23 protein-coding genes and 1 pseudogene are annotated in these 25,536 nt (G+C 67.4%); 5 read left to right on the top strand and 19 right to left on the bottom strand.

All coding sequences use genetic code 11. The features are described from left to right. Positions 1-179: 179 nt before the first annotated feature. Complete coding sequence (locus ON29_RS34710; RefSeq protein ID WP_083863484.1) at positions 180-347, bottom strand: DUF4236 domain-containing protein; 168 nt, start codon at positions 345-347, stop codon at positions 180-182. A gap of 932 nt (positions 348-1,279) precedes the next feature. On the opposite strand from ON29_RS34710, the gene ON29_RS14175 reads away from it, so the two are divergent. Together ON29_RS14175 and ON29_RS14170 are read left to right on the top strand one after the other, a co-directional pair. Continuing rightward, on the top strand, positions 1,280-2,593 hold the full coding sequence (locus ON29_RS14175) for a uracil-xanthine permease family protein (RefSeq protein WP_040866727.1): 1,314 nt from the start codon (positions 1,280-1,282) through the stop codon (positions 2,591-2,593). 61 nt (positions 2,594-2,654) lie between these two features. Then, positions 2,655-2,846, top strand: coding sequence for a DUF3072 domain-containing protein (locus tag ON29_RS14170; RefSeq protein WP_040866726.1), 192 nt, complete (start codon positions 2,655-2,657; stop codon positions 2,844-2,846). A 352-nt stretch (positions 2,847-3,198) separates the two neighbouring features. On the opposite strand, the gene ON29_RS14165 is transcribed toward ON29_RS14170, so the two are convergent. From ON29_RS14165 to ON29_RS14155, 3 genes are all read right to left on the bottom strand, one after another. Continuing rightward, positions 3,199-4,452, bottom strand: a complete 1,254-nt coding sequence (locus ON29_RS14165) for a cytochrome P450 family protein (protein WP_040866725.1) — start codon at positions 4,450-4,452, stop codon at positions 3,199-3,201. Between the two features lie 231 nt (positions 4,453-4,683). After that, on the bottom strand, positions 4,684-5,856 hold the full coding sequence (locus ON29_RS14160; protein WP_040866724.1) for a phosphotransferase: 1,173 nt from the start codon (positions 5,854-5,856) through the stop codon (positions 4,684-4,686). A gap of 223 nt (positions 5,857-6,079) precedes the next feature. Further along, entirely contained in the window at positions 6,080-7,177 is a 1,098-nt protein-coding gene (locus ON29_RS14155; RefSeq protein WP_083863483.1) for a YihY/virulence factor BrkB family protein, read from the bottom strand. 254 nt (positions 7,178-7,431) lie between these two features. On the opposite strand from ON29_RS14155, the gene ON29_RS14150 reads away from it, so the two are divergent. Then, positions 7,432-8,463, top strand: coding sequence for a DUF2293 domain-containing protein (locus tag ON29_RS14150; RefSeq protein ID WP_040866723.1), 1,032 nt, complete (start codon positions 7,432-7,434; stop codon positions 8,461-8,463). 80 nt (positions 8,464-8,543) lie between these two features. Here the strand turns inward: ON29_RS14150 and ON29_RS14145 are convergent, their stop codons facing one another. The 11 genes and pseudogenes from ON29_RS14145 to ON29_RS14095 all read right to left on the bottom strand — a co-directional run bounded on the left by ON29_RS14145 (position 8,544) and on the right by ON29_RS14095 (position 18,501). Then, entirely contained in the window at positions 8,544-9,230 is a 687-nt protein-coding gene (locus tag ON29_RS14145) for an MBL fold metallo-hydrolase (RefSeq protein ID WP_040866722.1), read from the bottom strand. A gap of 122 nt (positions 9,231-9,352) precedes the next feature. Continuing rightward, on the bottom strand, positions 9,353-10,798 hold the full coding sequence (locus tag ON29_RS14140; RefSeq protein ID WP_040866721.1) for an aldehyde dehydrogenase: 1,446 nt from the start codon (positions 10,796-10,798) through the stop codon (positions 9,353-9,355). 12 nt (positions 10,799-10,810) lie between these two features. Beyond that, on the bottom strand, positions 10,811-11,131 hold the full coding sequence (locus ON29_RS14135; protein WP_040866720.1) for a DUF4286 family protein: 321 nt from the start codon (positions 11,129-11,131) through the stop codon (positions 10,811-10,813). Between the two features lie 24 nt (positions 11,132-11,155). Further along, the gene (locus ON29_RS14130) at positions 11,156-12,433 is read right to left on the bottom strand and encodes a metal-dependent hydrolase family protein (RefSeq protein WP_040866719.1); all 1,278 of its coding nucleotides are present in this window, start codon (positions 12,431-12,433) and stop codon (positions 11,156-11,158) included. Continuing rightward, positions 12,430-12,762, bottom strand: a complete 333-nt coding sequence (locus tag ON29_RS14125) for a hypothetical protein (protein WP_040866718.1) — start codon at positions 12,760-12,762, stop codon at positions 12,430-12,432. Before ON29_RS14125 ends, ON29_RS14130 begins: the two co-directional genes overlap by 4 nt. Beyond that, positions 12,759-14,032 (bottom strand): annotated as a pseudogene (locus tag ON29_RS14120) (aromatic ring-hydroxylating oxygenase subunit alpha). Before ON29_RS14120 ends, ON29_RS14125 begins: the two are co-directional and overlap by 4 nt. Positions 14,033-14,063: 31 nt before the next feature. Continuing rightward, positions 14,064-14,906, bottom strand: coding sequence for a TauD/TfdA dioxygenase family protein (locus ON29_RS14115; protein ID WP_040866716.1), 843 nt, complete (start codon positions 14,904-14,906; stop codon positions 14,064-14,066). Between the two features lie 25 nt (positions 14,907-14,931). Then, the gene (locus ON29_RS14110; protein ID WP_085994879.1) at positions 14,932-15,267 is read right to left on the bottom strand and encodes a hypothetical protein; all 336 of its coding nucleotides are present in this window, start codon (positions 15,265-15,267) and stop codon (positions 14,932-14,934) included. Further along, positions 15,264-16,538, bottom strand: coding sequence for an aromatic ring-hydroxylating oxygenase subunit alpha (locus ON29_RS14105; RefSeq protein WP_040866714.1), 1,275 nt, complete (start codon positions 16,536-16,538; stop codon positions 15,264-15,266). Before ON29_RS14105 ends, ON29_RS14110 begins: the two co-directional genes overlap by 4 nt. 32 nt (positions 16,539-16,570) lie before the next feature. Next, positions 16,571-17,338 carry an SDR family NAD(P)-dependent oxidoreductase gene (locus ON29_RS14100; RefSeq protein WP_040866713.1) on the bottom strand — a complete coding sequence of 256 codons (768 nt, stop codon included), beginning with the start codon at positions 17,336-17,338 and terminating at the stop codon, positions 16,571-16,573. Positions 17,339-17,349: 11 nt separating this feature from the next. Further along, positions 17,350-18,501 carry a ferredoxin--NADP reductase gene (locus tag ON29_RS14095; RefSeq protein ID WP_245548951.1) on the bottom strand — a complete coding sequence of 384 codons (1,152 nt, stop codon included), beginning with the start codon at positions 18,499-18,501 and terminating at the stop codon, positions 17,350-17,352. 105 nt (positions 18,502-18,606) lie between these two features. Here ON29_RS14095 and ON29_RS14090 point away from each other — a divergent pair, with 105 nt between their 5' ends. Then, a complete protein-coding gene (locus ON29_RS14090; RefSeq protein WP_040866879.1) occupies positions 18,607-19,230 on the top strand; it encodes a TetR/AcrR family transcriptional regulator in 624 nt (207 codons plus the stop codon). An 85-nt stretch (positions 19,231-19,315) separates the two neighbouring features. Then, positions 19,316-19,951 (top strand): carboxymuconolactone decarboxylase family protein, encoded by a 636-nt coding sequence (locus ON29_RS14085; protein WP_040866712.1) that lies wholly within the window; start codon positions 19,316-19,318, stop codon positions 19,949-19,951. 150 nt (positions 19,952-20,101) lie between these two features. On the opposite strand, the gene ON29_RS14080 is transcribed toward ON29_RS14085, so the two are convergent. From ON29_RS14080 to ON29_RS14065, 4 genes are all read right to left on the bottom strand, one after another. Next, positions 20,102-21,469, bottom strand: coding sequence for a GDSL-type esterase/lipase family protein (locus tag ON29_RS14080; protein ID WP_245548950.1), 1,368 nt, complete (start codon positions 21,467-21,469; stop codon positions 20,102-20,104). Positions 21,470-21,518: 49 nt separating this feature from the next. Next, positions 21,519-23,105, bottom strand: coding sequence for a GMC oxidoreductase (locus ON29_RS14075; RefSeq protein ID WP_040866711.1), 1,587 nt, complete (start codon positions 23,103-23,105; stop codon positions 21,519-21,521). 184 nt (positions 23,106-23,289) lie between these two features. Then, positions 23,290-24,624: a lipase family protein gene (locus tag ON29_RS14070; RefSeq protein ID WP_085994878.1), complete on the bottom strand. Its 1,335-nt coding sequence runs from the start codon at positions 24,622-24,624 to the stop codon at positions 23,290-23,292. A 133-nt stretch (positions 24,625-24,757) separates the two neighbouring features. After that, positions 24,758-25,321, bottom strand: coding sequence for a hypothetical protein (locus ON29_RS14065; protein ID WP_051175222.1), 564 nt, complete (start codon positions 25,319-25,321; stop codon positions 24,758-24,760). Positions 25,322-25,536: the final 215 nt, after the last annotated feature.

Raw genomic sequence — 25,536 nt, 5'->3', positions numbered from 1 at the left:
CGCCGCGGGAGGATGTCGCCAACGGCGATCGGGCCCGGCACCGAGGCCGGAGTTTCACGCCGCCGACCGCGCAGGGCCGCGCGACCTGCGACCCAACATTTTCGCGCGGAGGCGTCTCGTCTGGGTGCGGCTTCGGCCGGTTCGAACCGGTGAGCCGTCAACGGCTTTCGCCGATCCCCTCAGCGCTGGCGCCAGCTCAGCGGACCCGGCAGGTCGACACTGTTCTTCTTGCTGCGGGAGTTCCACGACCACGGGCCGATCTTGATACCCCACGAGGACAGACCCGATTGGGTGAAATTGAACTTCAGCGGTCCGAAGGATCTACGCTGACGGTACTTGATGGGCATTAGCGACCTCCCTGACTCGAGCCCCGGCTACGGAACCGGTTATCTCCCATTACTTTCCCTGGTCAGAAGAGACCAAACAACGACGACAGAGCCACAACGGCAACGGTGTGATCGCGCGACCGCCCACAGCCCCGTGCCACTGCCCGACCCACGCTCGACCGGTGCCTGCTGTACGCGAACCGAGTCGGTGGGGTAACCGCACAGCCTGGATAGTGTTGACGGCCAATAGTTCTCCGTGGCGGAGGTGGGATGACCCGGGCTTCCTGAGTCATTCGAGTCGGGACAATGTGCGAGCCGTCGCCCTCGTGCGTTGGCTGGGCGAGCAGCAGCCGGAGACGGCGGCGAACGTCTTCCTGGACTCGGACGAGAAAGCGGGATCCCCCAGGGTGTGTGCCGGGCGGGATGCGCTGTGTCGCACCATTACTCGCTGTTAAGCGGTGATCTGCTCGACTTCCGGCGATCGGCATGCCTCCGACTGCGGAGAACCTGGGCAGGCGCATCTACTGCGCGGCACTGGAATCGGTGACCGACCTCGATGCCACCCGCGCGTGGCAACGCTGTGATCTGTTCGGCGACGGTCCCGTCCCGGAGACTCCGGTCGACGGCTCTCCCGAACCGGTGCGGTTCCGTACCGAGGGCTTGCGTCGGTTGCCGGCCGGGTTGGCGATGCCGGGATCGGCGCCGAGAATTTCCCCTGGCCACCCGCGAGTGAGCCGGACACGTCGCCGTATCGCGGCTGGCAACCGTTCAACGCGGTGCATTCGATCGCGACGCGCAGATCAGGCGGGGCTTGGACCGCCTTCCCTTCGCACCACCCACCGCGGCGCGCCGACGGCGAACCGCGCCCGCAGGTCCGGTGAGCGAACACGGCGTGACGACCGAGAATGCCGCACACTGCTCCCATGACGACGCCCGAGACGCGAACAGGACCGATGTTCCGGTGGACCGAGGTCGGCACCGGCGGTGTGATCGCCCCCGGCGAGCGATTGACGTGGCCGCGCACGATCGGGATCGGGTTGCAGCACGTGGTGGCGATGTTCGGCGCCACTTTCCTCGTGCCGGTCCTCACCGGGTTCCCGCCGTCGGCGACGTTGCTCTTCTCCGGGGTCGGCACCCTGCTGTTCCTGGTGATCACCCGCAACCGGCTGCCGAGCTATCTCGGTTCCAGTTTCGCGATCATCGCGCCGGTCCTCGCGGCCACCGCCTCCGACGGCATGGGTGCGGCCCTCGGCGGGATCGTCGTGGTGGGCGCCCTACTGATCGTCATCGGCGTGGTGGTGCACTTCGCAGGCACGCACTGGATCGAGGCGCTGATGCCGCCGGTGGTCACCGGGACCATCGTCGCCCTCATCGGGCTGAACCTGGCGCCGACCGCCGAAACGAACTTCGAGAAGGATCCGATCACGGCCACGGTCGTGCTCATCCTGCTGATCTCGTGTCTCGTACTCTTCCGCGGACTGCTCGGCAGGCTGGCCATCGTCGCCAGTGTCGTGCTCGGTTATCTGCTCGCGCTCGCGCGCGGTGAGGTCGACACGGCGGGCATCGGGCGCGCCGCATGGGTGGGGCTGCCCGACTTCCACGCGCCGAGCTTCCACCTCTCCGTGATTCCGATGTTCCTGCCGGTGGTGCTGGTACTCGTGGTGGAGAACATCGGACACGTCAAGTCGATCACCACGATGACCGGTATCGACTACGACCGGCGCATGGGCCGCGCGCTGGCGGCCGACGGCCTCGCGACAGTCCTCGCCGGCAGTGGCGGCGGCTCGGCGACCACCACGTACGCGGAGAACATCGGCGTGATGGCGGCGACGAAGGTGTACTCGACCGCCGCGTACTGGGTGGCAGGCGCCGCCGCCATCGCGCTCAGCCTCTCACCGAAGGTAGGAGCGGTGATCGCAGCCATCCCGGCCGGGGTGCTCGGTGGTGTCACGACCGCGCTCTACGGCCTGGTCGGGATCCTCGGCGTGCACATCTGGGTGAGCAACCGGGTGGACTTCGGCACACCGATCAACCAGTTCACCGCGGCCATACCGCTGGTCATCGGCATCGCCGACTTCACATGGAAAGTAGGCGATCTCGACTTCGGCGGCATCGCCCTCGGCGCCATCGCCGCGCTGGTGATCTACCACGCGATGCGGCTGATCGGGCGATGGCGCGGAACGGTCGAACCCCACCAACCGCACGACGAGACCGAGCCCGCGGAACCGACGGACCGCCGACCCGGCGGCGGTTCCTCCGGTGATTGAACCTCCACGACCCGGGTAGACAGGAGTCGAACACATGTTCTGCCGAGCGTGAGGAGCGACGATGGTACAGCCGAAACCGGAAAAGGATCCGGACCAGTGGACCACCGGCGACGAACCGATGACCGGTCCGCAAGACTCCTACCTGCGCACCCTGGCCCAGGAGGCCGGTGAGGAGGTGCCCGAGGGCCTGACCAAGGCGGAGGCATCACAGCTCATCGACGAGTTGCAGCAGCGGACCGGCCGTGGCGCCTGACCGGCCGGGCCTTGCCACGCCGAGGTGATCTTGCCGAGTCCTCCGATCGTGGGTAGGACCCTGGGCGGCAGGCCCGCCTGGGCGCCGGCGAAGCGCGTCGGGTCCCCGGCGGGGTGGATGCGCCTGCGGTCCGCAAACGCTACTGCTGTAGGACGGACAGGACGTTGCCGGACATAGTTAGATGCGCATATCTACGTATAGACATGGATTAACGCTACGGGCGCCGTGACCGGCCCCCACAAGCTGCCCAGCCTGTGCGGTGCCACATTGTCACCGGCACCAGACGGGGACCCTCACCCGGCCACGGCTCCGCCCCGAGAAAACTCGATCGACACAACCGTAGGTGGAGCTGTCAGGTGTTCAGCGGAGCGGTGGGCGGGAAGGTGACCGGCAATTCGGTCAATGCCCGGTGGAAGGGACCCGGCCGCCAGTTCGGTGTCCGGTCCGGCAGATTCAGTTCGATCTCCGGCAGCGCGTCGAGGAGTTGGTCGATCGCCTCTTGCGCGATCAGATAGGCCAAGGATCGCGCCGGGCAGGCGTGCGGGCCGAGGCCCCAGGCGAGGTGGGAGCGATTGCCGGTCAGGTCCCCGGTACGGATCGCGGGATCGTTGTTGCACGCGGCCATGCTGATGACGACGGGCTGGTGCGCGGGCAGCCAGACGCCGTCGATGAGGATCGGGTGGCGGGGATAGGTGATCAGCAAATTCGCCAGGGGCGGGTCGTTGAACAAGACCTCGTCGAGGGCATCGCGAGACGACAGGTTGCCGCCGAGGAAGCTGTCGCCGAAGCGCTCGTCGGTGAGGATCAGCAGCAGGGTGTTGGTGATCAGATTCAGCTCGAACTCGATCCCGGTTCCGTAAACCTGGGACACATGGTGAGACGCCTCCACGTCGTCCAGCCGGGCGGAATGCTGGAGCAGGACCGAGGTGATGTCGCGTTGCGGTTCGGCGCGTTTGAGTGCCACCAGTTTCATCAGCGCCTCCCCGAGCATCTGATTGCCCTTCTCGGCGTCGACACCCTCGAGCAGGGCAGCGGTACCCGCGGCGACTTGCCCGCCGATATCAGGCGGGCAGCCCAGCAAATAGTTCACGACCTCGAATACGAGGGGGAACACGTATTGGCGGATCAGGTCGGCATTGCCGTCCTGGCAGAAGGAGTTGATCAGCGGAACGGCCAGTCCCTCGACGACGGTGTGGAGGGCGTACAGATCCACCTCATCGATGCTCGCGGTGATCGCTCCCCGGTAGCGGGTGAAGTCGGACCCGGTGCTGCGACTGGCCATCGGCCGCCACTCCAGGAGCGGGAGAATGGGGCAGTCGGCTGGGATGTTCTTCTGCCAAGCGCGTGGGTCGGCGGGGAAATGCTCGGGATCGTTGAGGATTCGCACCGCGGTGCCGTAGCCGATCACCAAGGTGGCGGGTACGCCGGGCGCCAACTCCACCGGCGCCAAAGACCCGTACTGGCGGCGCATTTCGCGGTAGGCGCGGTGTGGCTCGGCGGCGAACTCGGGCGAATACAGGGGCACCCGTGTGTCGTCCGAATCGATCGGCGAACCGTGCACGACCGGGCACGACGGAGCTGGAACCTCGGACTGCGGCGTACTCAAGAAGCAAACTCCCAAACTGTCGGTATGCACTGCACGATTGCTGATATTCCGGCCCACCGCTCGAGCGAGGAGCGGGGCGCCGGGGCCACGTCGGAACCGGTCGATGGTATAGCGCGCACGAATCAGCCTCGTCAGCGCACAGAAACGTGCTGACCAGAATGTTTTTCGGTCCCGCGCGGCCGGACTTCGGTCCGGCCGCTACACAGCGATGGGCAGCGGGACAGAGTTCTATCAGACTCCGAGCGCATCCAGCGAATCGTGATCGTCGATGGCCGTGGTGATTCGCTTCAGCAGCGTCAGGCACGTCTCCACCGGTTGCATCTCGGGCTGGTACACCGCCCTGCCGATCGTGAACGCCCACGCCGCGTAGGCGAACATGGATTGTTGCCGGTAGGCCAGCCACGCGTCGTCGAAGGCAGGGGCCCGGCCGTCGAGGGGGCCGAGTTCGTCGAGGTAGGCCGCCAGCAGTTCGCGGTCCCAGGCCCGGCGATCCTCGGGCTCGCATCCCGAGTTGACGGTGTAGGCGAAGTCGTGCGCCCAGCCGCCCCGCATCACCACCTGCCAGTCGACGAATCCCATTCGCCCGGAATCGGTTCGGTAGGTCTGGCCGATGTGCGGGTCACCGTGCAGCAGGGTCGGGGGCAGCTCGTTCGTCGCCTTGTCGATCGCTCGCTCGACACCGGCCCACAGCCGATCCGCTTGCCCGTGCAGCGCCTCGGGCACCACTTCCTCGGCCCGCCGCAGTCCGACCTCGCAACGCTTCTTCATGTCGATGGCGGCAAGATACGCCTGGAGGGCTTCGGTCGTGGTTTTGAGGTCCGTGATCGAAGGGTGGATCCAGAAGGCGCGGTGCAGCCGAGCGAGATTGCGCACCAGATCTTCGATCTGGTCGCGGGCGATCGGGGCGTTCGGCTCGATGAACCGCGCACCACGGGTCGAGGCGATGTCTTCCATCAGCGCGATCGAACGCCACGACCCGGCGTCGGCGGCGCCCCAGTAGCCGAACGGAGCCTCGATATCGACCTGCGGCCGGAAGTCCCTGAAGAAACGGGTTTCACCGTCGATCATCATCCCGCCGCCGAGCAGAATCCGCTGCGAGAAGGCTGTTGTCGTCTTCGCGAAGAGATCGGTCGGCAAATTCGCCTGCTTGCCCGCGTCGTTGTACTCCACGCGTATCGCTACGCGAGTGGACGTACCGCGGCTGCCGTTGGAGGTTTCGAACGAGAGCACCTCGGCACCGGGGACATGGCGGCACAGGACGGCCGTCAGCCACTGCGGTGTCACCGTTTCGCCGGACACCGGGACGTCGTCGACGTCCCGGGCCTTCGGCCGGAAGATCTTCTCCCCCATGATGTGAGCACCGACCGTGACAGACCGTCCGAGCAGCCAGAGCTTATGGTTCATTCGCTTGCCTCGATTCCGGAATACGACTCGACCGCCCGGGCGACTGGATGCCTGGCGCACGGGCCCGCAGGACAGTAACCCATCCTCTCGAAAAGCCCGTCCGGCGATGCGATTGCCGAACCCCGTCGGCGAGAACGGCTCCGGGCTGACATGCGCATGAACCCCACCGCACTTCTCACCCCTGGGATGAGGAGCCGTCCGCGTCACTTGAGACGGCCGCGTATCACTCGCCCCGAGCGGACCTCGCGGCCTGCGCCGCGTCCTTCTCCGCCTCGTCGAGCTTGCGGGTGTCGCGCGGTTCGGCGAAGGGCTGCATGTCCTCCGGCAATCCCTGGGCGATGGCTTTGCCGTGGTCGAGTTCGGCGTTGATCTCGGCTCCCAGCAACAGCGCGATGTTGGTCAGCCACAACCACACGAGGAAGATCACGACACCCGCCATCGACCCGTAGGTCTTGTCGTAGGAGGAGAAGTTGGCGATATAGACCGCGAACAACACCGAGACGATCAGCCAGATGAGGACTGCGATGACACCGCCGGGGCTGATCCATTTCACCCCGCCTTGCCTGGCGTTCGGGCTGGCCCAGAACAGGATGGCGAGCAGCACCGACAGGAGCACGAACATCACCGGCCATTTGGCGATGTTCCAGAGCGTCACCGCGGTGTTCCCGAGACCGAGGAAATCGCCGATCTGATGGGCGACCGGCCCGCTCGCCACCACGATGGCGGTGCTGATCACCAGGAGGATCACCGCGATGAGGGTGACGCCGAGCCGGATAGGCGCGGTCTTCCAGATCGGGCGCCCCTCCCCGATGCCGTAGACGACGTTCGAGGCACGCATGAACGCCGCGACGTAGCCCGACGCCGACCACAGCGCGATGGCGAGACCGAATATCGCTCCGAGGCCGGCGCCCTGCTTGTTGGCCTGGGCTTGGGTGATGAGCGTGTGCACGAATTCGGCGCTGGAGCCCGGCGCGATCTGCTGCGCCTGGTTCATGAGTTCCTCGGCGGCATTCGGCCCCAGCAGCCCGAGCAGCGAAACCAGGACGATGAGGCCCGGCACGATCGACAACACCGCGTAGTAGGTGAGCGCGGCCGCCAGGTCGGTCAAGTTGTCACGTTGGAACTCCCTGCCCGCGCGTTTGACCACCGCGAGCAACGATGGTTTCGACAGTTCGACCGGGCTGCTCGGCTCGTTCGGGTCGAGATCCGGCCGAGCTCCGGTATCGGTCGTGCGGCCTCGTGCCTCCACGCGGTTGCGCGTACCCGACGAGTCGACAGCCTCGTCCTCGTGCCGGTTCAGTCTGCCGCGATCTGTAGCCATCTCGGTTCGCCTCGCTCGAACGCATCTCTCGGTCACGCGCGTGGGTGCCAGCACTTCCGCGCTGAACGAGTGGTGCCCGAAGCAGCGGTTCTGAAACACCGGGCATGGCGCCTCCGCCGACCTGGTCACCGAGATCCGAGGTCGTTCGGTAGGGCGCGGCACCGTGGCGCACACGCGGCGGGAAGCCTGGTCCTGGCGATTCCACACCGGGCGAGCGCCGAGCTCACCCGCGGCGTGCGCTAGGGTTCGATCCCGTGTCCAAGCTGCGGCGGCGCGTGGCCGAGGCTGCGGAAGCGGCTCTGGCCCAGCGCAAATACGTGTCGGCGGTCGATGTGTTCGCCGTTCTGGGGTGGGTGCGATCCAGTCATGTCGATCGCTGGCGGCAGGGGCAGGTGCCGTCGTTGGAGCAGGTCACGGCGGTGGACGGGCGGCGGATGCACGACGCGGCGCAACTGCTGGGCGAATGGGCCCGTGAGCGCGACCTCACCGCGAGCACAGCGGCGTATCTGTCGGGCGGGCGCGATCGCGAGGCGCTGCGGTTCGTCGACACCGGTGAAGACGAGGTGTTCCGGGTGCACTGGCTGTCGGGAAAGCTCACCCCGGCGCAGCGCGAACAGGTCGTCCAACGCCAGAACCGTGCCCCGGATCTGACGGTGGTCGAGGCCGCTGAGCCGTGGACCTGCACCGAGTGCGCCGAGACCGGCCCGTATCTGATCACCTCCGCCGCCGGACCGCTGTGCCTGACGTGTTCGGACCTCGACCATCTGGAGTTCCTGCCCGCCGGGAACGCGGCGCTGAGCCGGCGCGCCAAGAAGGAGAGCCCCCTCGCGGCGGTCGTGGTGCGCTTGAACCAGCGACGTAAGCGCTACGAACGGCTCGGCATCCTTGTCGAGGAGGCCGCCCTGACCCGCGCCGAACAGCAATGCCTGGCCGACGACGATGCCCGCGCCCGACGCCGCGAGCGCGACGGCGTCCGCCGCGCCGCCCAGGATGTCGAATACTGCGCCCGCATGTCCGACGAAATCCAACGGCTGTTCCCCGGCTGTCCCACCGATCGTGCCACCGAAATCGCCGAACACGCCGCCGCCCGCGGCAGCGGCCGGGTAGGCCGCACCGCCGCAGCCAAACTCCTCTCCCCCGAAGCGCTCACCCTCGCCGTCATAGCCTCCATCCGTCACCGCGACACCGACTACGACCACCTCCTCATGACCGGCATCCCCCGCAGAGAGGCCAGGGCCCGCATCCGCCCCACCGTCGACCAGGTGCTCGAAACCTGGCGCGGCTGAGACCCCGCGCGTCACCCGAGGAGCGGGAACCGCCGCCCGCCCCCGTTCGGTATGCCGAGCGAGGAGCCGCGCCACCAGGCCTACCGCCGACTCCGCCAGGCCTGTAGGGCCGCCGCCGTCAACACGTCGCCGTGGCCCACACAGACGACGTCGACATCCAACTCGGTCAGCCGGTGGGCGGCCGCCTCGACGGCGGCGCTGTCCAGGTTGAACACACCCGGCATTGGGACACCGCGGACATTGGCGAGTGTGTCGCCGGTGAACAGCACACGGTGACGCGGCAGATGCAACGCCACACTGCCCTCCGTGTGGCCGGGGACGGCCAATACTTCCGCGCCGCCGCCGAAGTCGAGTACCTCACGATCGCGCAATTCGCGATGCACGGGGGCCGGGCGCGGAGGCGGGCCCAGTTCCAGGGCGTCGGCGATCGGGCGTTCCCAGTCCCGCAGCACAGGCGCCGGTTGCGGACGTTCGCCTCGCACGATATCGGCATCGGCGTGATGGACCCAGATCTCCGCTCCCCACTCGGCGAGATCGGCCGCCGACCCGATGTGATCGTCGTGGGCGTGGGTGAGAATCACGCGCCGTACTCGGTCAGCGGCGAAGCCCAGCGCATCGAGACCTTTTCCGATCTCTTCGGCCGCGCCGGGCAGCGCGCAGTCGATCAGCGTCACCTCCGCGCCGTCGTTCCACACATAGACGTTGAGGTCGTTCACCTCGGCGAACCGCAGCGCCGAAAGCTGGGGCGACACAGGCACGATTTCCACACGGCGAAGCTACCTGCGGCAAGCCGCGATACCCGCTCGATCTGCTTCAGGCGGAAAAGCAACACCTCGGCATCGACAATCTGTTACGCGGTAGCGGCTTCCGGCCCGGGCGGTGGAAATTCTCATCCGACGCCGGACACGGATTTCGTCGTCAGGTATCCGGCCAGACCCTCGCGGCCGAACTCGCGGCCGATGCCGCTGGCCTTGACGCCGCCGAAGGGCGCGACGGGATCCATGCTGTAGGCCTGGTTGATGCCGAGGCTTCCGCTGCGGATACGGCGCGCGACCGCCAGCGCCCGGTCCGGGTCACTCGACCAGACCGAGCCCGACAATCCGTAGTCGGTATCGTCGGCGATCGCGATCGCCTCGTCGTCGCCGGTGTAGGGGATGACGGTCAGGACGGGGCCGAAGATCTCCTCGCGGGCGATCCGCATCCGTGGGTCGACCTCGGTGAAGAGGGTGGGGCGGACGTACCACCCCCGGTCACAGCCGACCGGCATGTCCGTGCCGCCGACAGCCGGGCGCGCGCCCTCGCGGATTCCGGTGTCGATGTAGCCACGCACCCGGGCCTGCTGGCGTTCGGACACCATCGGGCCGATGTCGGTCGCTTCGTCGAAGGGGTCGCCGACGCGCAGCGACCACACCATCTCGCTGAGCGCTTCCACGTACTCCCGATACCGATTGCGGGGCAGCAGGATCCGCGCTTGCACAACGCAGGCCTGACCGCCGTTCATGAGCGCGGCCACTCTGATCCCGTCGGCGACCTGCCCGGGATCGGCGTCGTCCAGCACCACCGCCGCCGATTTGCCGCCCAGCTCGAGGCTCACCCGGCGCAGCGCAGGCGCGCAGGCGGCGGCGACTTGCCGTCCCGCGGCGGTGGAGCCGGTGAACGACACCTTGTCCACGCCGGGGTGGGCGACGAGATGGGCACCGATGTCACGGTCCCCCGGCAGGATGCTGACCACTCCGGGCGGAATACCGCTGTGCCGCAGAAGATCGGCCATGAGGTAGGCGTCCAGCGGCGTCTCCGGGGAGGGTTTCAGCACCACGGTGCATCCTGCCAGCAGCGCAGGGATCAGCTTGGCGACGGTGAGGAACATCGGCATGTTCCACGGCACGATCGCCGCGACGACGCCGACGGGCTCGTGACAGACCAGGACGCCCGCGCCGAAGTAACCGGGCCGGGTCTCCTCCCACGGGAAATTCGCGGCGATGTCGGTGAGCGAGCGCATCATCACCCCGGGAAGCCGAGCGTGCGCGGAGCGCGAGAACCGCAGGGGTGCACCCATTTCCGCGGTGATCAGGCGGGCGAGTTCGTCCTCGCGCTCGGCGTAGCGGTCGGCGAGGTCGCGGACGATGCCGATGCGTTCCTCCGCGCCGAAGCCCCGCCATGGGCCGTGGTCGAAGGCTTCCCTGGCCGCGGCCACGGCAAGGTCGACGTCGCGGGCGTCCGGCGCCGCGAGCCGCGCGATCACCGTTTCGGTGTGCGGTGCGACCACCTCGAGGGTGCGGTCGGTGCTGGGGGCACGCCATTCGCCGCCGATGAACAGGCTGGTGTGTTCACGCATCGGACAGTCCGGTCAGGGCCGGTAGGCGGCGATGTCGCGGAGCAGCCGCACGACCGGCGGCGGATCGAGTTGCAAGCCCACCGGCGCCGACATCTCCCCGGAGCGGGACTTCTGCCCGAGCGCCACGCGCACGGCCTCGAGGTCGCTCGCCTCGATCTCGTAGAGCGCGATGTAACTGGGGTCGCCGTCGACGGTGGCGAGGCGGCGGGCGGAGACGACGCCGTCGAGCTTGCACATCTCGGCGAGGTGGGTGTTCTCGTACCAGTCGTGGTAGGCGGCGGCCTCCTCGGCCGAGTTCGGGCGCGATTCGACGAAGAGAATTCCGGTGGGCATGTGCCTTCTCCTGGTGTGACGGGGTTATCGGACGGGCACCGCGGCGGCGCGGTCGGCGGTCGTATTCTTGTGCACGACACCGCCTTTCATCACGAAACGCACCTGTTCGGTGACGGTGATGTCGCGGGTGGGATCGCCGGGAACGGCGATGATGTCGGCGAGCAGGCCGGGCGCGAGCCTGCCGCGATCCTCGGCGCCGACGAGTTCGGCGCTGGTGACGGTGGCGGCGCGCAGCGCTTGGGCGGGGGTCATTCCCCGGTCGACCATCGCCCACAGCTCCTTGGCGTTGTCGCCGTGCGGAACGGCCGGAGCGTCGGTGCCGCAGGCGATCTTGACGCCGGCCTCGATGGCCTTGCCGAGCATGCGTCGCGCCCGCGGGAACACGGTCGCGGCCTTCTTCTGTAGGGCGGGCGGCGCCTTGGACACGTCGAGACCCTCGGACAGGTAGCTGGTCGGAACCAGGAACGTGCCGTGCTCCACCATCATGGCGATGGTGTCGTCACTGGCCAGTGACCCGTGTTCGATGCAATCGACACCGGCCCGGATGCACGCGCGTATCCCGGCGTCGCCGTGCGCGTGCGCGGCCACCTTCAGCCCGGCGCGATGGGCTTCGTCGACGATGGCGCGCAGTTCCTCATCGGAGTACTGCTGGGTGCCCGGGGCGGTGCTGTGCGACATGACCCCGCCCGATGCCGAGATCTTGATGACGCCCGCGCCGTACTTGATCTGATACCGCACCGCGTGCCGCACCTGGTCGACGCCGTTGGCCAAGCCCTCCTCCACCGACAGCGGCATGATGTGCGGGGCGAGACGCTGGAACATGGTCGGATCCAGGTGTCCCCCGGTCGGTGTGATGGCGTGGCCCGCCGACACGATCCGCGGACCGGGGAACCAGCCCTGTTCGATGGCGCGGTGCAGGTCGACGTCGAGCAGGTATCCGCCGGTCTTCACCATCAGCCCGAGGTTGCGGACGGTGGTGAAACCGGCCAGCAACGTCGTGCGGGCATTGATCGTGGCGCGCAGCGTGCGATAGACCGGGTCGTCCTGCACTCCGTGCATCGGGCTGGGCAACCCGGACGGATTCTCCGGTCCGCCGATGAGCAGGTTGATCTCCATGTCCATCAGCCCGGGCAGCAAGGTGGTGTCGCCCAGATCGAGCACCGTGGCGTCGGCGGGCTCCAGGGTAGGGTCCACCGCCTCGATGTATTCGCCGCGCACCACGATCACGGCGGGGCTGTGTACCTCGCCGGTCACCACGTCGACCCGGCGGGCGGCCCGCAGCACGACGGTCTCGGTGCTCATGGCCGCGGCTCGATCAGGCAGTCGAGCATCGCCGCACCGGAGTCGGGGACGCGGGGCTGGCTCCACACCTCCACCGGGAAGGAGATCATGACCATCGAGTACAGCAGCAACAGCAGGCGCCGGGCGTCGTCGGGCAGCTCGTCGAGCGCGAACTCGTCCAGGTACTTCATCGCCGCTTCGGCGCGTGGGGTGATCGCGTCGTAGAAGCGCTGCATGTCGTCCATCGAGCCGGCCAGGCGCCGGGCGTAGCGCTCCGGTTCGGTTTCCAGGCACCAGGTTTCGGCGAAGGGTTCGAGGTCGGCGAACTCCGGCGGCAGCAGGGCGCTCATCGGGTGCCCGCCTCGGTGCGCTCGTTCCGGTAGGACTGCACCCACTCGCCTGCCACCTTGTGCAGGTGGCGCAACAGGATCTCCTGGTCGTTGAGCGGGAATTCGGTGACGGCGCGCGATTCGAGCATCGTCTGCGTGGCTTCGAGGGTGTTGCCGTCCTGCAGGGCGTACTCCTTGAAGGTGACCGCCGCCATCTCGTGGGCGACCCGTTCGCGCGGGGTGCGCGCGGGAACGAAATACAGATTGCCCTCGAAGATGTGCCGATTGTGGCTGGTCGGCCAGTAGTGATAGGTCAGGTACCAGCCGCCGGACCAGATGAGGATCACGAAATTGGGCCACAGCTGGAAGGAATCCAGCCCCCACGGATCACATTTCGCCGGGTTGAGCCCCGGCGGCATCGGGCCCAGTTCCGGCTTCTCCCACGGCCCGAACAATCCGCTGCGGGTGATGTCCTCCATCGGCTTGCGCATGGTGGGGTCGAGTTCCCAGGCGACCACGCCGGAAGTGCTGACCAACCGGTGCGGACCGTCCAACTGGTAGTGCGGCGCTTCGAATCCGGCCTGCTGCGCGGCGGTCGAGTAATTGTCCGGCGTCTGCTTCGCGTGCAGGACGGGCGCGTGATAGAACTCCTGGAAGGCGTCCATGTACAACTTCCAGTTGGCGCCGACCTCGGCTCGGTAGTAGTAGCGGTCGGTCATGCGGTCGAAGGGGTAGCCCTCCAACGCCGTCACCATCGGCCCCAGGAACTCCCGCAACGTCTGCGCCGGCTCGGCAGCCAAATTCACGAAAATAAAACCCGCCCACACCTCACAATGCACCACAGCAAGCCCGAACCGATCCTTGTCCAGATCGAAGAACTCCCCCTCCTGCTGCACAAAGCTCAACCCACCATCCAACCCATAACGCCAACCGTGATACTTACACGTGAACTGCCGACACGTCCCCGACGTCTCCTCCTTCGGAAAATCGTTCCACACCAACTTGTTCCCACGATGACGACAAATATTGTGGAACGCACGCACCCGCCCCGCACGATCACGCACCACGATCACCGACGTACGCGCCGCATCGATCTCCTTCGTGAAATAACTCCCCACCCTCGGAACCTGCTCCACCCGACCCACATTCAGCCAAGCACGCTTGAAAATCGCCTCCCGCTCCAACTCGAAGAACTCCGGGGAGATGGAGTCTTCGTAGGACACCGGGCCGGTGCCCAGGTCGGGGTAATGCTGGGTCCAGCTTCCTTCGGGGGTTTGGGCCAACGGGGCATGGTCGTCCTCCTGTGCTGTGTTCGGGCCGGGTCACTGGATGGGTTCGTCGCCGAGCACGGTGGTGCGCAGCATCTCCCGTGGCGAATCCGGCTCGTAGGGCGCGGCGCGGTGGATCACGCCGCGGTTGTCCCAGATCACGGTGTCGCCGACGGACCACTCGTGCCGGTACACCCGCTCGGGTGCGGTGCTGCGGGCGAGCAGGTCCTCCAACAGAGCACGGCTCCGGTCGGCATCCAGGCCCAGCACCTCGCCGGCGGACGCGCCGAGCACCAGCGAACGCCGCCCGGACCGGTGTGTCCACACGATCGGATGCTCGCGGACCGGCCGCCGCCGCCACGCCGCGAGCTGCTCGGGCGTCGGGTCCGGCGTGATCCTCCGCTGCGATGCCTCCAGCGAGTGCACCACCCGCAATCCGGCCAGATAGGCCCGCTCTGTTTCGCTCAGATCGTCGTAAGCCTTGTAGGTGCTGGCGAACTCGGTCTCCCCGCCGCGGTCCGCCACGGCCTTCGCCGACAGCATCGTCGCCATCTGCGGGTACGCGTCGTCCTCCGGGGTGCAACCGTCGATGTGCCAGTCGAAGGTGGCGCGCAGGTAACCCGCCGAGGAGTTCTTCGAGGTATCGAGACTGACTCGGTAGATCCCCTCCACCGGGTGGTGGCCCGGGGAGGTGTCGATCGGTCCGAGGGTGCGGCAGAACGCGACCTGGGTCTCGGGGTCGAGGTTCAGGCCGCGGAAGACGAGTACGCCGTTGTCCTCGAGCGCCTGCTTGATCGCCCCTGGCACGGCGGGGTCGCCGACGAGCCGGTCGGGTGTGAGGCCGACGATCTCGGCGCCGACGTCGTGGGCCAGCTTCTCCACGGTGAGTGTTGTCATGATCTGATCCTTCGGATTCGGCCGGTCAGGGCGTGGGCTCGCCGACCCGCGCCAGCCAGGCGTCGGCGCTGTCGACCGGGGCGGGCTGCTGGAAGATCTCCACCGCCATCGCCACCATGACCAGCGAGTAGACGAGGTGCAGCAGGTTGAGGGCGTCGTCGGGCAGCTCGTCGAGGGGGAACTTGTCGCAATAGACGATGGCGTCGTCCAGGCGGGGGAAGAACGCGTCGTAGAAGGCGTTGAGCTCCGCCATCGTGCTCGCCTGCCGCTGGGCCCATCGGGCGGACTCGGATTCCAGGCACCAGGTCGGCGCGAATTTCTCGAACTCGGCGAAGGCCGGAGGCAGCATGGGCCCGCTCATGACCGGGCTCCCACGCGCTCGCCGCGGTAGTCGTCCACCCAGTCGGCCACGACCTTGTGGAAGTGCCGCACCAGGATCTCCTGGTCGTTGACGGGGTAATCGGTGACGTTCGCGGTGCGGTAGGCCTGCTCCAGTGCGGTCTGGGTGCCGGTCAACATGCCCGCGTCCTGCAACGCGAACTCCTTGAACACGACCGAGGCCACCTCGTGCTCGACGCGTTTGCGCACCGTGTCGGCCGGCTGGAAGCACAGCGTGCCCTCGAACACGTGGGTGTTGTAGGAGGTGGGCCAGTAGCGGTAGAGCAGATACCAGCCGCGATAGAACAGGATCTCGATGTTGGGGAAGATCTGGAAGTTATCGATTCCCCAGGGCTCCACCCGGCCGGGATTGATACCTGGTGGCAGTTCACCGATGTCCGGTGATTCCCACGGACCCACCAGACCGCTGTGGGTGACCCGCTCGATCGGGTACATGTACTCCGCGGGCAGTGTCCAGCGCCGAGCACCCCCGGTGCTGACCATTCGGTGCGGACCGTCGAGCTGGAAATGCGCGCAGGTGAATCCGGCATCCGGCTTGCGCACCGCGCCGGGAACCTGCTGCGAGTGCAGACCCGGCACGTGGTAGTACTCCTGGAAGGCATCGGCGAACAGTTTCCAGTTGCTCTGGTTCTCGGCCCGGAACTCGTACCACTCCGTCATGCGGTCGAAGGGGTAGCCCTCCAACGCCGTCACCATCGGACCCAGGAACTCCCGCAACGTCTGCGCCGGCTCGGCAGCCAAATTCACGAAAATAAAACCCGCCCACACCTCACAATGCACCACAGCAAGCCCGAACCGATCCTTGTCCAGATCGAAGAACTCCCCCTCCTGCTGCACAAAGCTCAACCCACCATCCAACCCATAACGCCAACCGTGATACTTACACGTGAACTGCCGACACGTCCCCGACGTCTCCTCCTTCGGAAAATCGTTCCACACCAACTTGTTCCCACGATGACGACAAATATTGTGGAACGCACGCACCCGCCCCGCACGATCACGCACCACGATCACCGACGTACGCGCCGCATCGATCTCCTTCGTGAAATAACTCCCCACCCTCGGAACCTGCTCCACCCGACCCACATTCAGCCAAGCACGCTTGAAAATCGCCTCCCGCTCCAACTCGAAGAACTCCGGGGACACCGAATCCTCGAACGAGATCGGGCCGGTGCCCAGGTCCGGATAGTGTCGGGTCCAGCTACCCGCGGTGGGCTTGGGCCAGTCGGTCATCGTGGTACTCCACTTCTGCGGTGAGGGACGGGTCAGATGACGGTGCCGCCGTTGACGCCGACCACCTGCCCGGTGATGTAGCGGGCGTCCTCGGAGCACAGGAACGCGCACGCGGCGGCGATGTCGTCACCGGTGCCGAGGAAGCCGACCGGGATCGCGTTCGCCATGGTCGCGTTGTCCGGCAGATGCCCGGCCGCCTGCGAACCGCGCGACATCGGGGTGTCGATACCCGACGGCGGGATCGTGTTCACCGTGATGCCGCGCGAGGCGTATTCGCGGGCGAGCCCCTTGGTCATCGCGATCACGGCGCCTTTGGCAGCGGTGTAATGCACCATCCCCGGCGAGCCACGCTGGGCGCTCGACGAGGAGATGGTCACGATCCGCCCCCACTGGCGGGCCAGCATGTCCGGGACGACAGCCTGCACGCAGTGGAACGTGCCGGTGAGATTGACCTCGACGACGCGATTCCACGATTCCAGGGAGATGTCGGTGAACGGCTCGAAAGCCACCAATCCGGCGCTGGTGACGAGGATGTCCACCGGGCCGAAGGCCGTGCGGGTGGCGGTCAGGGCGGCTTCGACGGCCGCGCGATCGGTGACGTCGACCGCGAAACCTGTTGCCGTGCCACCGGTCGCACGGATCTCCTCGGCGGCGCGCTCGGCGCCGTCGAGGTCGAGGATCGCCACCCGGTCGCCAGCGGCGGCGAGGCGGCGGCAGATCGCCAGGCCCATGCCGGAGGCTCCGCCGGTGACGACAGCGGTCCGCCCGGCCGGTTTCTCGGAGGTGTGCGGGAGTGACATCGGTGGCGCTCCTAGTCGTAGTCGACCCGCAGCAGCGGGCCGGTCGGGACGGCCTGGCAGGTGAGCACCCAGCCGTCGGCGATTTCCTCCGCGGTGAGCACCTCGTTGTTGCGCATCACCGCACTGCCTTCGACCACTCGTGCGATGCAGGTCGCGCAGCTGCCCGTCTCACAGGACGAGGGCGGGCGCAGGCCCAGTGCCCGCGCCGCCTGCAGGACGGTGGTACCGCCGCGGTGCTCGCCGCCGGCGGTCCGGCGTCCGCAGCGGATGGTGACCCGCGCGGGCTCGCCGCCGGCCGGATCCTCGGGAGCGGCTGCTTCACCGGGGGTGAAGCGTTCGAGGTGCACCCGCTCGTCCGGAACACCGCCCTGCGACAGGCCGGAGCGAACGACATCCATGAAGGGCGCCGGACCACACAGGAAGTACTCGTGATCAATTGCGCCGGAGAGTGTTTCGCTGATCCGCCCGGCCGTGAGCAGACCGGATTCGGTGTCGATGTGGTGGACGACGGTCAGCCGACCGGGGTAGCGCGCGACAAGGTCGGCCAGGCCGGTCGCGAAGATGATCGCATCGCGATCGCGGTTGGCGTAGAACAGGCGCACCCGGCGCGTCGTGGTGGCCAGTGCCGTCTTCACGATCGAGAACACCGGAGTGACACCGCTTCCCGCCGCGAAGGCGACGATGTCGCGCTCGGAGTCGGGCAGGACGAACGCGCCCATCGGGACCGTGACGTCCATGGTGTCGCCGGGCCGCACCTGTTCGGTGAGCCAGGTCGACACCAGTCCCCGCGGTATCCGCTTGACGGTGATCTGCGGGTGCGGGTCGGTCACCGGTGAGGAGGACATCGAGTAGGACCGGTGATGGACCTGCGCACCGATCCGCACCCGCAGAGTGAGGAACTGCCCGGCCCGATACGCGTACCTGTCCGCGAGCCGCGGCGGGATGTCGAGAACGAACGAGCGGGCGTCGGCAGTCTCGGTGCGCACGTCGGCCACGCGCACCGGGTGCGTCCGGATGCCAGGCCGGAGCGCGGCTTCCTCCGCTGGAATCGGCACCGCGTTCTCCATTCGGTTCGCCGGGAAGGCCCGGCCCGAGAAGTTTGATCGAACGGTTAATTTGATCGACTGGTTAAATTTATAAGGTCGGCCGGGGCGCGATGTCAAGGCTTGACAGACCTCGCCGGCAATATGATCGAGTGGCGGCGTGCGACCGCGGACCGCCGCCGGTTCTCGGTGCCGGGCAGCGACAGCGAAGGGAGGCGGCAGGCGATGAAGGTGGAACGGGCGAGCAGGGCCCACAGTGCGGCCACCCGCGTGGCACTGCTCGACGCGGCCGAGCAGATCATGCTGGAAGAGGGCTATGCCGCCGTCAGCTCACGGCGCCTCGCCGCCAGGGCGGGAGTCAACCCGGGGCTGGTCTACTACCACTACGACACCATGGACAACCTGTTCGTGGAGTTGTTCCGTCGCGGGGCCGACCGCAGCTACCAGCGCCAGCGCGAGGCCCTCGAGGCCACCCAGCCGCTGTGGGCGCTGTGGGAGGCCATCCATGATCAGTCACAGACCGCGCTCACCATGGAATTCGTCTCGATGGCCAATCACCGCAAGACGATCAGGGCCGAGATCGCCCAGTCCTCACGGCGATTCCGGCTCCTGCAACTCGAGGCGGTCGGCGACATCCTGCGCGGCTACCCCGACGTCGCGCCCATGTGGACACCGACCACTCTCGTCATGCTGATGTCCAGCATCTCGCGATTCCTGCGCATGGAGGAGTCTTTCGACATCGACACCGGACACACCGAGACGATCGCCTTGATCGAGAACTTCCTGCGCAGCGTGGAAGGCGAACGCAGCCCCGGAAAGACGCGCGCCGCGGGAAGCGGCCGATCCTGACCTTGTTCGCGGCCCGCGATCACGCTTACGGTGTGCGGGTGCACAGCATCACGACCGTTCACCTCCGCCGGGAACGACCGGCGACATGACGCCATCCGAGCCCCGGCTGCCACCGCTGCCGATCCACCAGTGGGACGAGCAGGCCCGGGAGATGCTGCGCGGACGGCTGACCATGGCCGACCGCTACCTGTCCGGCGCCCCCGACGCCCCTCCCCTGCCCAACGTGCTCGGAGTGCTCGGGCACCATCCGGAGCTGGCCGCCGCGTGGCTCACCTACAACAGCCTGCTCCTCGAGCGCTGCACCCTGGACCCGCGTTGGCGTGAACTGGTTATCCTCCGTGTGGCCTGGCGCAGCGGTTCGCGCTACGAATGGGAACAGCATGTCCGCATCGGTCTGCGAACGGGCTTGTCCCCCACACAGATCGCCGCTGTACGACAGAATCCGGGCGCCGAACTCCGGACCCGACCGGAGCGGCTGCTACTCACCGCCGCCGACCAGCTGCTGGACCGGCACCGCATCGACGACGACACCTGGACCGAGCTCGGGACGCACTTCGACACCCGGCAGCTGATGGAACTCATGTTCGTCACCGGCTCCTATCTGTGCTTGGCCATGGTCTTCAACAGCGCTGATCTGCGGTCCGACCCGGATGCCGAACCCCTGCCCGCCGAGCTGGAGTTCGGCTCTCGCGACGACGAGAACCGTTCTCCCTCGGCCTGATACACGGCTCGGCCATGCGTCGCAGCCTCGCTATCTCGGCGGCCGAAGAATCCGCCGACTCGCGAATACGCCGCACGCCCTACCAGCTCGGCCACGACGACCGCGCACCGACACTCCCGCGAGCCGTAGCCGGTCGGTAGCGGAGGCTCGTCAGCAGCCCGGTGATGGAGAGTTGCCGAGTAGAGCCAGGTCGACCGTCTCGGCCATCGCACGGTAGCCGGCGAGGCTGGGATGCAGGCGATCCGGACTGCCGTAGTCATTTCGCAGCACGGATGGGTTTGCGGGGTCGCGCAGGGCGGCGTCGAAGTCGACGATGCCCTCGGCGAGGTTCTGGGTGCGTATCCAGGCGTTGATCTGCTGCCGGTCGGTCTCGCTGCGGGGTGCCAGAAGTACACCGTCGACGAGGGCGTCGGAGGCGGGAAGCAGTGTGCCCAGCCAGATCTTCTTGCCGTGCGCGTGTGCGGTGGTGATGAGTTTCTCGTAGCCCGCGATCATCTGGGTGGCCCCGGCGGGCGGCGGCAGGCCGAGATCGTTGATGCCTTCTTGGACGAGAACCCCGCTGACACCCGACTGAGCGAGCGCGTCGCGCTCGAAGCGCGCCAGCCCGCTGGGGCCGAGCAGAAGCGGCTCACCGCTGGTGAGCACCCGATTGCTGCCGATTCCGGCGTTCACCACCGACAGCGGAATGCCCGCGGCGTCCAGACGGCGTTGCAGCACGTCGGGATAGCGCCCGTTGGTGTCGGCCACCCCGCGATCCACCGGCACGCTCAAAGCGGTCGCCCCCACGAAACCGTCGGTGATGGAGTCACCGAACGCCACCACCGCACGGGTATCGGAGGGTGCGAGAACGTCCAGAGCGGCGACATACAACCAGGAACCGGTGGTGGAGCCGAATCCGTCGGAGCCTGGCCGCCCGGTGAGATCACCGCTACCGGCGGGAGAGTAGAACGAGGTGGCGTTGGCGTTCCAGTGCTTGGTCGGCGGCCCCGCCGGATCGGGAACGTAGATGCTGACCGCCAACGGGGCGAACGCCGAGACATCGAACGACACCGGGTCGCTGACGACATCGGCTCCGGCAGGCAAGGTGATCGCTGCCTGCCCGCCGAACAGCACCGGCACCGGGTTCGCCACCGCCGCGCCGGATACCTGGTCGGCGATGCTCACCCGTTCGAATGTGACCGGCGTCAGCCCGAACCGGTTGGTCAGATGCACACGCAGTCGCGATCCACCCAGGTGCGGAGTGATGACCATCCGAAAACTCTGATCGTCGACCGCGACCGGAATCGGCCCTCCGGCCGCGTCGAGGGGAGTCACCGAATCGGTGGGGCTGGCCGTCCACGACGCCACGAAATGCTCCCCGCGACACTCGGGAGGCTGCGCCCGAGCTGTCGCGGTATCCCCCACGACCGCCGCGGCTCCGGCCGCGAGCAGGACAGCGACCAGCGCCGCACCGCACATGCGGGTGCGTCGCCGGAGTCGCTTGCCGGGGAGGATCTCGACCGAAGTCGCAGGAGCCATTACAGAAGTTTTCACGATGATCACCGCTCCGTCGAGGGAAGCTCGCGCGTCAGATCCGGGTGCCGATGTCGCGGGCGACGATATTGTCCATGGCGCGTTCGGCGACCGCGGCGATGGTCATCGACGGGTTGCACGCCGCGGTGTTGCCCGGCATCAACGCTCCGTCGAGGACGTAGAGCCCCGGTTGGTCGTGCACGCGGCCGTCGAGGTCGCAGACCACGCCCATCCCCGCCCCACCCAGGGGATGCCAGGTCGAGGGGAACAGGGCATTGGTGTCGAGCAGCATGCCGTCGGGTCCGGCGATCCGGTGGACGGCGGGGCCGATGTGATTGTCCTGGATGTAGCTGTCACCGTCGGTGGGCCAGTGCAGGATCGCGTCGTCGCGTGCGGAATCGTAGGTAAACGTGCCGCGTCCGTCGCTGACGCCGTATCCGACCATCATGGTGCTGCGAGGGTCCAGCGACAAAGGCGGAATGGATGCCTGGATCACCGTGTGGGCGGCGTGCGGATCGTCCCAGTTCTTGCTGCCGTAGACCACCGGCCCACCCTGGGGAGCGCCGAATTCGGCGGAGGGATCGGTCCAGACGTAGATGCGGTCGGCGTTGGAACCCCAGCCCTGGCCCAACCCGTCCGGCAGATCACGGATGAGCCCCTTGGCGCCCGCGCGCATCAGTAGGCGGGTGGTGTTGAGACTGCCCGCCGCCAAGATCAACGCGCCGGTGGTGAGGATCTTGTTCTCGACCACCGTTCCGGTGGTATCCAGGCGCTGCACATGCACGATCCACCGGCCGTCGGATGCGCGTTCGACGTCGGTGACCTCGTGCAGGGTTTCCACCCGCACCAGACCGGTGGCCTCGGCGGCGGCGATATAGGTGACATCGACCGAGTGCTTGCCGCCGTTGTTGACGCCCATCGCGCCGTCACCATTGGTGTAGGACGGTTTCATCTCCCCGCGCAACTCGGCCAGCGCGAAATCCCAGTCGATGGGCATCGGGATCTTCGACAGCGGCATCCCGGCCCGCTGGACGCGATCGGCGAAAACTCGTGCGGCCCGGTAGTTGTCGCTGGCGATCAGCTCGTCGGGCGCCTCGGCCAAGCCCAGCATCCGGGCCACTCGCGGATAGTGGACCCTGTTCATCAGCGCCCAATCCAGTTCCGCGGGGAAGTGGGTGTCGAACACCTCCTGCGTGGGCTGTAGCGACATTCCCTGATAGACGAGGGAACCGCCACCGACGCCCGACGCGCACAGGGCGGTCATGTTCACTCCCGGCACCGCTTCGACCAAGCCGGTGTAGGGCTCGAACACCATCGGCCGCCCGAACAGATTCGGACTGGAGCGATACCACAGCAATCGCTTGTCCGGTGACGAGGCGCGGGGGAATGTTTCGGCATTCGGTCCGGTGGTCCAGCGCATCCCGCGCTCGAGCACGGTCACGGGGACACCCGCTCGTGCCAGGCGCAGGGCACTGACTCCGCCACCGAAACCGGAGCCGACCACCACCACGCGGTGCTCCTCGTGGGTCAGCGCGACGTTGTTCACCTGTGCGGCGGCAGGCACGGGTGCGCGGACGGCCAAGGCAGCGGCACCGGTCGCGGCGATACCGGTCAACAGTGACCGGCGCGAGATTGCTGGCATTACAGATCCTTCGGTGGCAAATACATGTCGAACCACCTCCTGAGCGTCGTGCGAGCCGGGCTTCCGACTGCCGGATCAGGTGGTGTGCGCGTGGCAAGGCGATCTCCGCCGCAAGCCGGGCGAGGCCGGCTCGGGCGGTCGGAGATCCAGATCAGCGCCGATTCGAGCCCGGCGCGAGGGGCGGTCAGTCGAAAGTGCAGCCGGTGACGGGTTTGTCCGCGAGGCGATCGAGCAGGTAGGTGATCGCGTTGTCCGGCCCGAAACCGTCGATCATCTCCGGCCCGAAATGATTCGGGATAGTGGCCCCGGGAAGGATCGGCGGCAGATCATTGGTGCGGAAAGTCACCGTGGCGCCCTTCGCACACCAATCCTCGGCCAGCTGACGCGCTTGACCGTAGGGGACGGTGTCGTCGTTCAAACCGCTGGTGATCAACACCGGCGACGCCGGGGTGAGATTACCGATACGCAACTCGGCCAGCGCGGGCCCGGCCTCGGGAATCGCCGCCAGATGCTCACTCAGCGAACGGCCGTCGTTGGTGAGCGAACTGGTCTTCAAAAACGGGTGACGGGTGATGATGTCGCCGATGCATTCATCGCTGAGCGTCTCCAACATCGCCCGCCCCGCGGGCGAGGTCACCCGATCGACAGCCTTGTTCAAGTCCGGGTACCGCGCGAGCAGACCATTGATCGCGAACCCGATGGCACCACCGATCAACGCGCCGTCGATACGCTCCAGGATCGCCGCCAGGTCCGCCACCGGCCCGCCTGCCCAAGTACCCTTGAGGTTGAGTTCCGGCGCGTAGTCCGGTTGCATCTCCGCCGCCGCCGCGGTCGCACCGCCGCCTTGCGAGTAACCCCACAGCACCACCGGGGTCTCCGGTCCCACACCCGCCAGATTATGAGCCGCGCGCACCCCGTCGAGCACCGCGTGCCCGGCCTCGATCCGGTTGGCGTAGGTATGAATTCCCGGCGTGCCCAGACCGATGTAATCGGTCACCAGCACGCGCGCACCCAACCCGCTCCACACCACCGAAGCCGGAAGTTCCTGATTCGCCGACAAACTCGGCGAAGGATCGGCGAACACCGTCAACCCGGTGGAGAACGCCACCGACATCGCACAGCGATCACCCTGCCCCGACGTACCCGGACCGATCACCACCGTCGGACGCGGACCCGGCCCCTGCCAGGGTCCCGTCGCATCGATGAACGTCCCGGACACCGCCACCGGAGACCCGTCCTGCAACCGCGAGGTGTACATGACGTGCTGCGCCTTGCCCGGCCACCCCTTGTCCGTGGGCAGCGTCGCGAACAGCGCCATCGGCGCGGTCTTGATGATCGCGCCTCGTTCCGACGGGATCTGCGCGGGCGGAAGGTAGAAATCTCCGACCGGCGCGGCCGCCGCCTCCCGCGTGTCGACTCCCACCACGGTCACCACGGTGACGCACACCGCGGCCACCACCACCGCCACCGGAGCGGCCCAGCGCCAACCCCATCGGGAACGCCCATGCTGTCGTTGCATCGATCAACTCTCCGTGAACTCCACCCGGCACCGTCGCCGGGTGTCCTGCGTCGCAATAGCCGAATGACATGAACTACGTCACAGCGTGCAACCTACGGAACGGTAACACGGTTACTCGAAAGTTGGAATCGCGTCATCGCCATCCCCCGAAGGTCGGCGAGAAATCGGTCCGAGTAGGCCGGCGCGGGCGGCCGACCGGGCTGAGGTCGGCCCCGACCGGAGCCACGGCCGACAACCCACTACGGAACACCTCGATCGCGCCGACCGCGGCCCCGGTGATCGTCGCGGCATGCAACGCCTGCGCTTTGAACGCTTGCGCGGCGATACTCAATCGGTGCAGAACCGGATCGACCCGATGTCCGGATAGAGACGGCCATCCCTGACCCCACACGACCACTTCCACACCGCCGTCGTCCAATGCCTCGAGCAAGCCCCGGCGCGCGCGGCGATCGGTTGCGCAGATGTTCGCACCGGCAGCCAGCGCGGCCGGCCGACGCCCCTCCCCCGACGAGGCGAGCTCGGCCTCGAGTGGCGCCACCTTCGCGCCCAGGATGCGCAGCGGCCGGGTATCCGACATGTCCGCGACGAGCACTGTCACATTCCAGCCCGCCGCCGCCCGATCGAACAGCCAGCCACCGGCGTGCTCGACGGCATCGGCAACACTGCTCGCGACCACATCGAGGCGATATCTCCGCATCACCGCCCCCTCGGCCCGGGTAGTGCGCACAGCGAGCCGACCGCCGCCTCGCGACTATCGATTCCCATCCAGCCACCACCACCACGGCCACCGCCGCCGCGATCCGACCGGCTCGCGCTCGCGCTTCCGACGAGACGTTGCTGATCCATCAAATGACTCCCCAGAACTCCACCACCGCGACTTGCCGCCGTGAGTGACCCAGATCACGAAGATGA

It is taken from the genome of Nocardia exalbida NBRC 100660 (assembly GCF_000308575.1).
Taxonomy (GTDB): Bacteria; Actinomycetota; Actinomycetes; order Mycobacteriales; family Mycobacteriaceae; genus Nocardia; species Nocardia exalbida.
The sequence above is the reverse complement of the archived record's forward strand: the minus strand, read 5'-3'. Positions and strand labels throughout refer to the sequence as shown.

Excerpts from the sequence above, each read along its gene's own strand:
- ON29_RS14105 (WP_040866714.1), bottom strand. The coding sequence starts at position 16,538 with ATGACCGACTGGCCCAAGCCCACCGCGGGTAGCTGGACCCGACACTAT.
- ON29_RS14140 (WP_040866721.1), bottom strand. The coding sequence starts at position 10,798 with ATGCGTGAACACACCAGCCTGTTCATCGGCGGCGAATGGCGTGCCCCC.
- ON29_RS14080 (WP_245548950.1), bottom strand. The coding sequence starts at position 21,469 with ATGGCTCCTGCGACTTCGGTCGAGATCCTCCCCGGCAAGCGACTCCGG.
- ON29_RS14175 (WP_040866727.1), top strand. The coding sequence starts at position 1,280 with ATGTTCCGGTGGACCGAGGTCGGCACCGGCGGTGTGATCGCCCCCGGC.
- ON29_RS14135 (WP_040866720.1), bottom strand. The coding sequence starts at position 11,131 with ATGCCCACCGGAATTCTCTTCGTCGAATCGCGCCCGAACTCGGCCGAG.
- ON29_RS14065 (WP_051175222.1), bottom strand. The coding sequence starts at position 25,321 with ATGCGGAGATATCGCCTCGATGTGGTCGCGAGCAGTGTTGCCGATGCC.
- ON29_RS14130 (WP_040866719.1), bottom strand. The coding sequence starts at position 12,433 with ATGAGCACCGAGACCGTCGTGCTGCGGGCCGCCCGCCGGGTCGACGTG.
- ON29_RS14090 (WP_040866879.1), top strand. The coding sequence starts at position 18,607 with ATGAAGGTGGAACGGGCGAGCAGGGCCCACAGTGCGGCCACCCGCGTG.
- ON29_RS14155 (WP_083863483.1), bottom strand. The coding sequence starts at position 7,177 with ATGGCTACAGATCGCGGCAGACTGAACCGGCACGAGGACGAGGCTGTC.
- ON29_RS14170 (WP_040866726.1), top strand. The coding sequence starts at position 2,655 with ATGGTACAGCCGAAACCGGAAAAGGATCCGGACCAGTGGACCACCGGC.
- ON29_RS14160 (WP_040866724.1), bottom strand. The coding sequence starts at position 5,856 with ATGAACCATAAGCTCTGGCTGCTCGGACGGTCTGTCACGGTCGGTGCT.
- ON29_RS14110 (WP_085994879.1), bottom strand. The coding sequence starts at position 15,267 with ATGAGCGGGCCCATGCTGCCTCCGGCCTTCGCCGAGTTCGAGAAATTC.
- ON29_RS14115 (WP_040866716.1), bottom strand. The coding sequence starts at position 14,906 with ATGACAACACTCACCGTGGAGAAGCTGGCCCACGACGTCGGCGCCGAG.
- ON29_RS14075 (WP_040866711.1), bottom strand. The coding sequence starts at position 23,105 with ATGCCAGCAATCTCGCGCCGGTCACTGTTGACCGGTATCGCCGCGACC.
- ON29_RS14070 (WP_085994878.1), bottom strand. The coding sequence starts at position 24,624 with ATGCAACGACAGCATGGGCGTTCCCGATGGGGTTGGCGCTGGGCCGCT.
- ON29_RS14085 (WP_040866712.1), top strand. The coding sequence starts at position 19,316 with ATGACGCCATCCGAGCCCCGGCTGCCACCGCTGCCGATCCACCAGTGG.
- ON29_RS34710 (WP_083863484.1), bottom strand. The coding sequence starts at position 347 with ATGCCCATCAAGTACCGTCAGCGTAGATCCTTCGGACCGCTGAAGTTC.
- ON29_RS14125 (WP_040866718.1), bottom strand. The coding sequence starts at position 12,762 with ATGAGCGCCCTGCTGCCGCCGGAGTTCGCCGACCTCGAACCCTTCGCC.
- ON29_RS14100 (WP_040866713.1), bottom strand. The coding sequence starts at position 17,338 with ATGTCACTCCCGCACACCTCCGAGAAACCGGCCGGGCGGACCGCTGTC.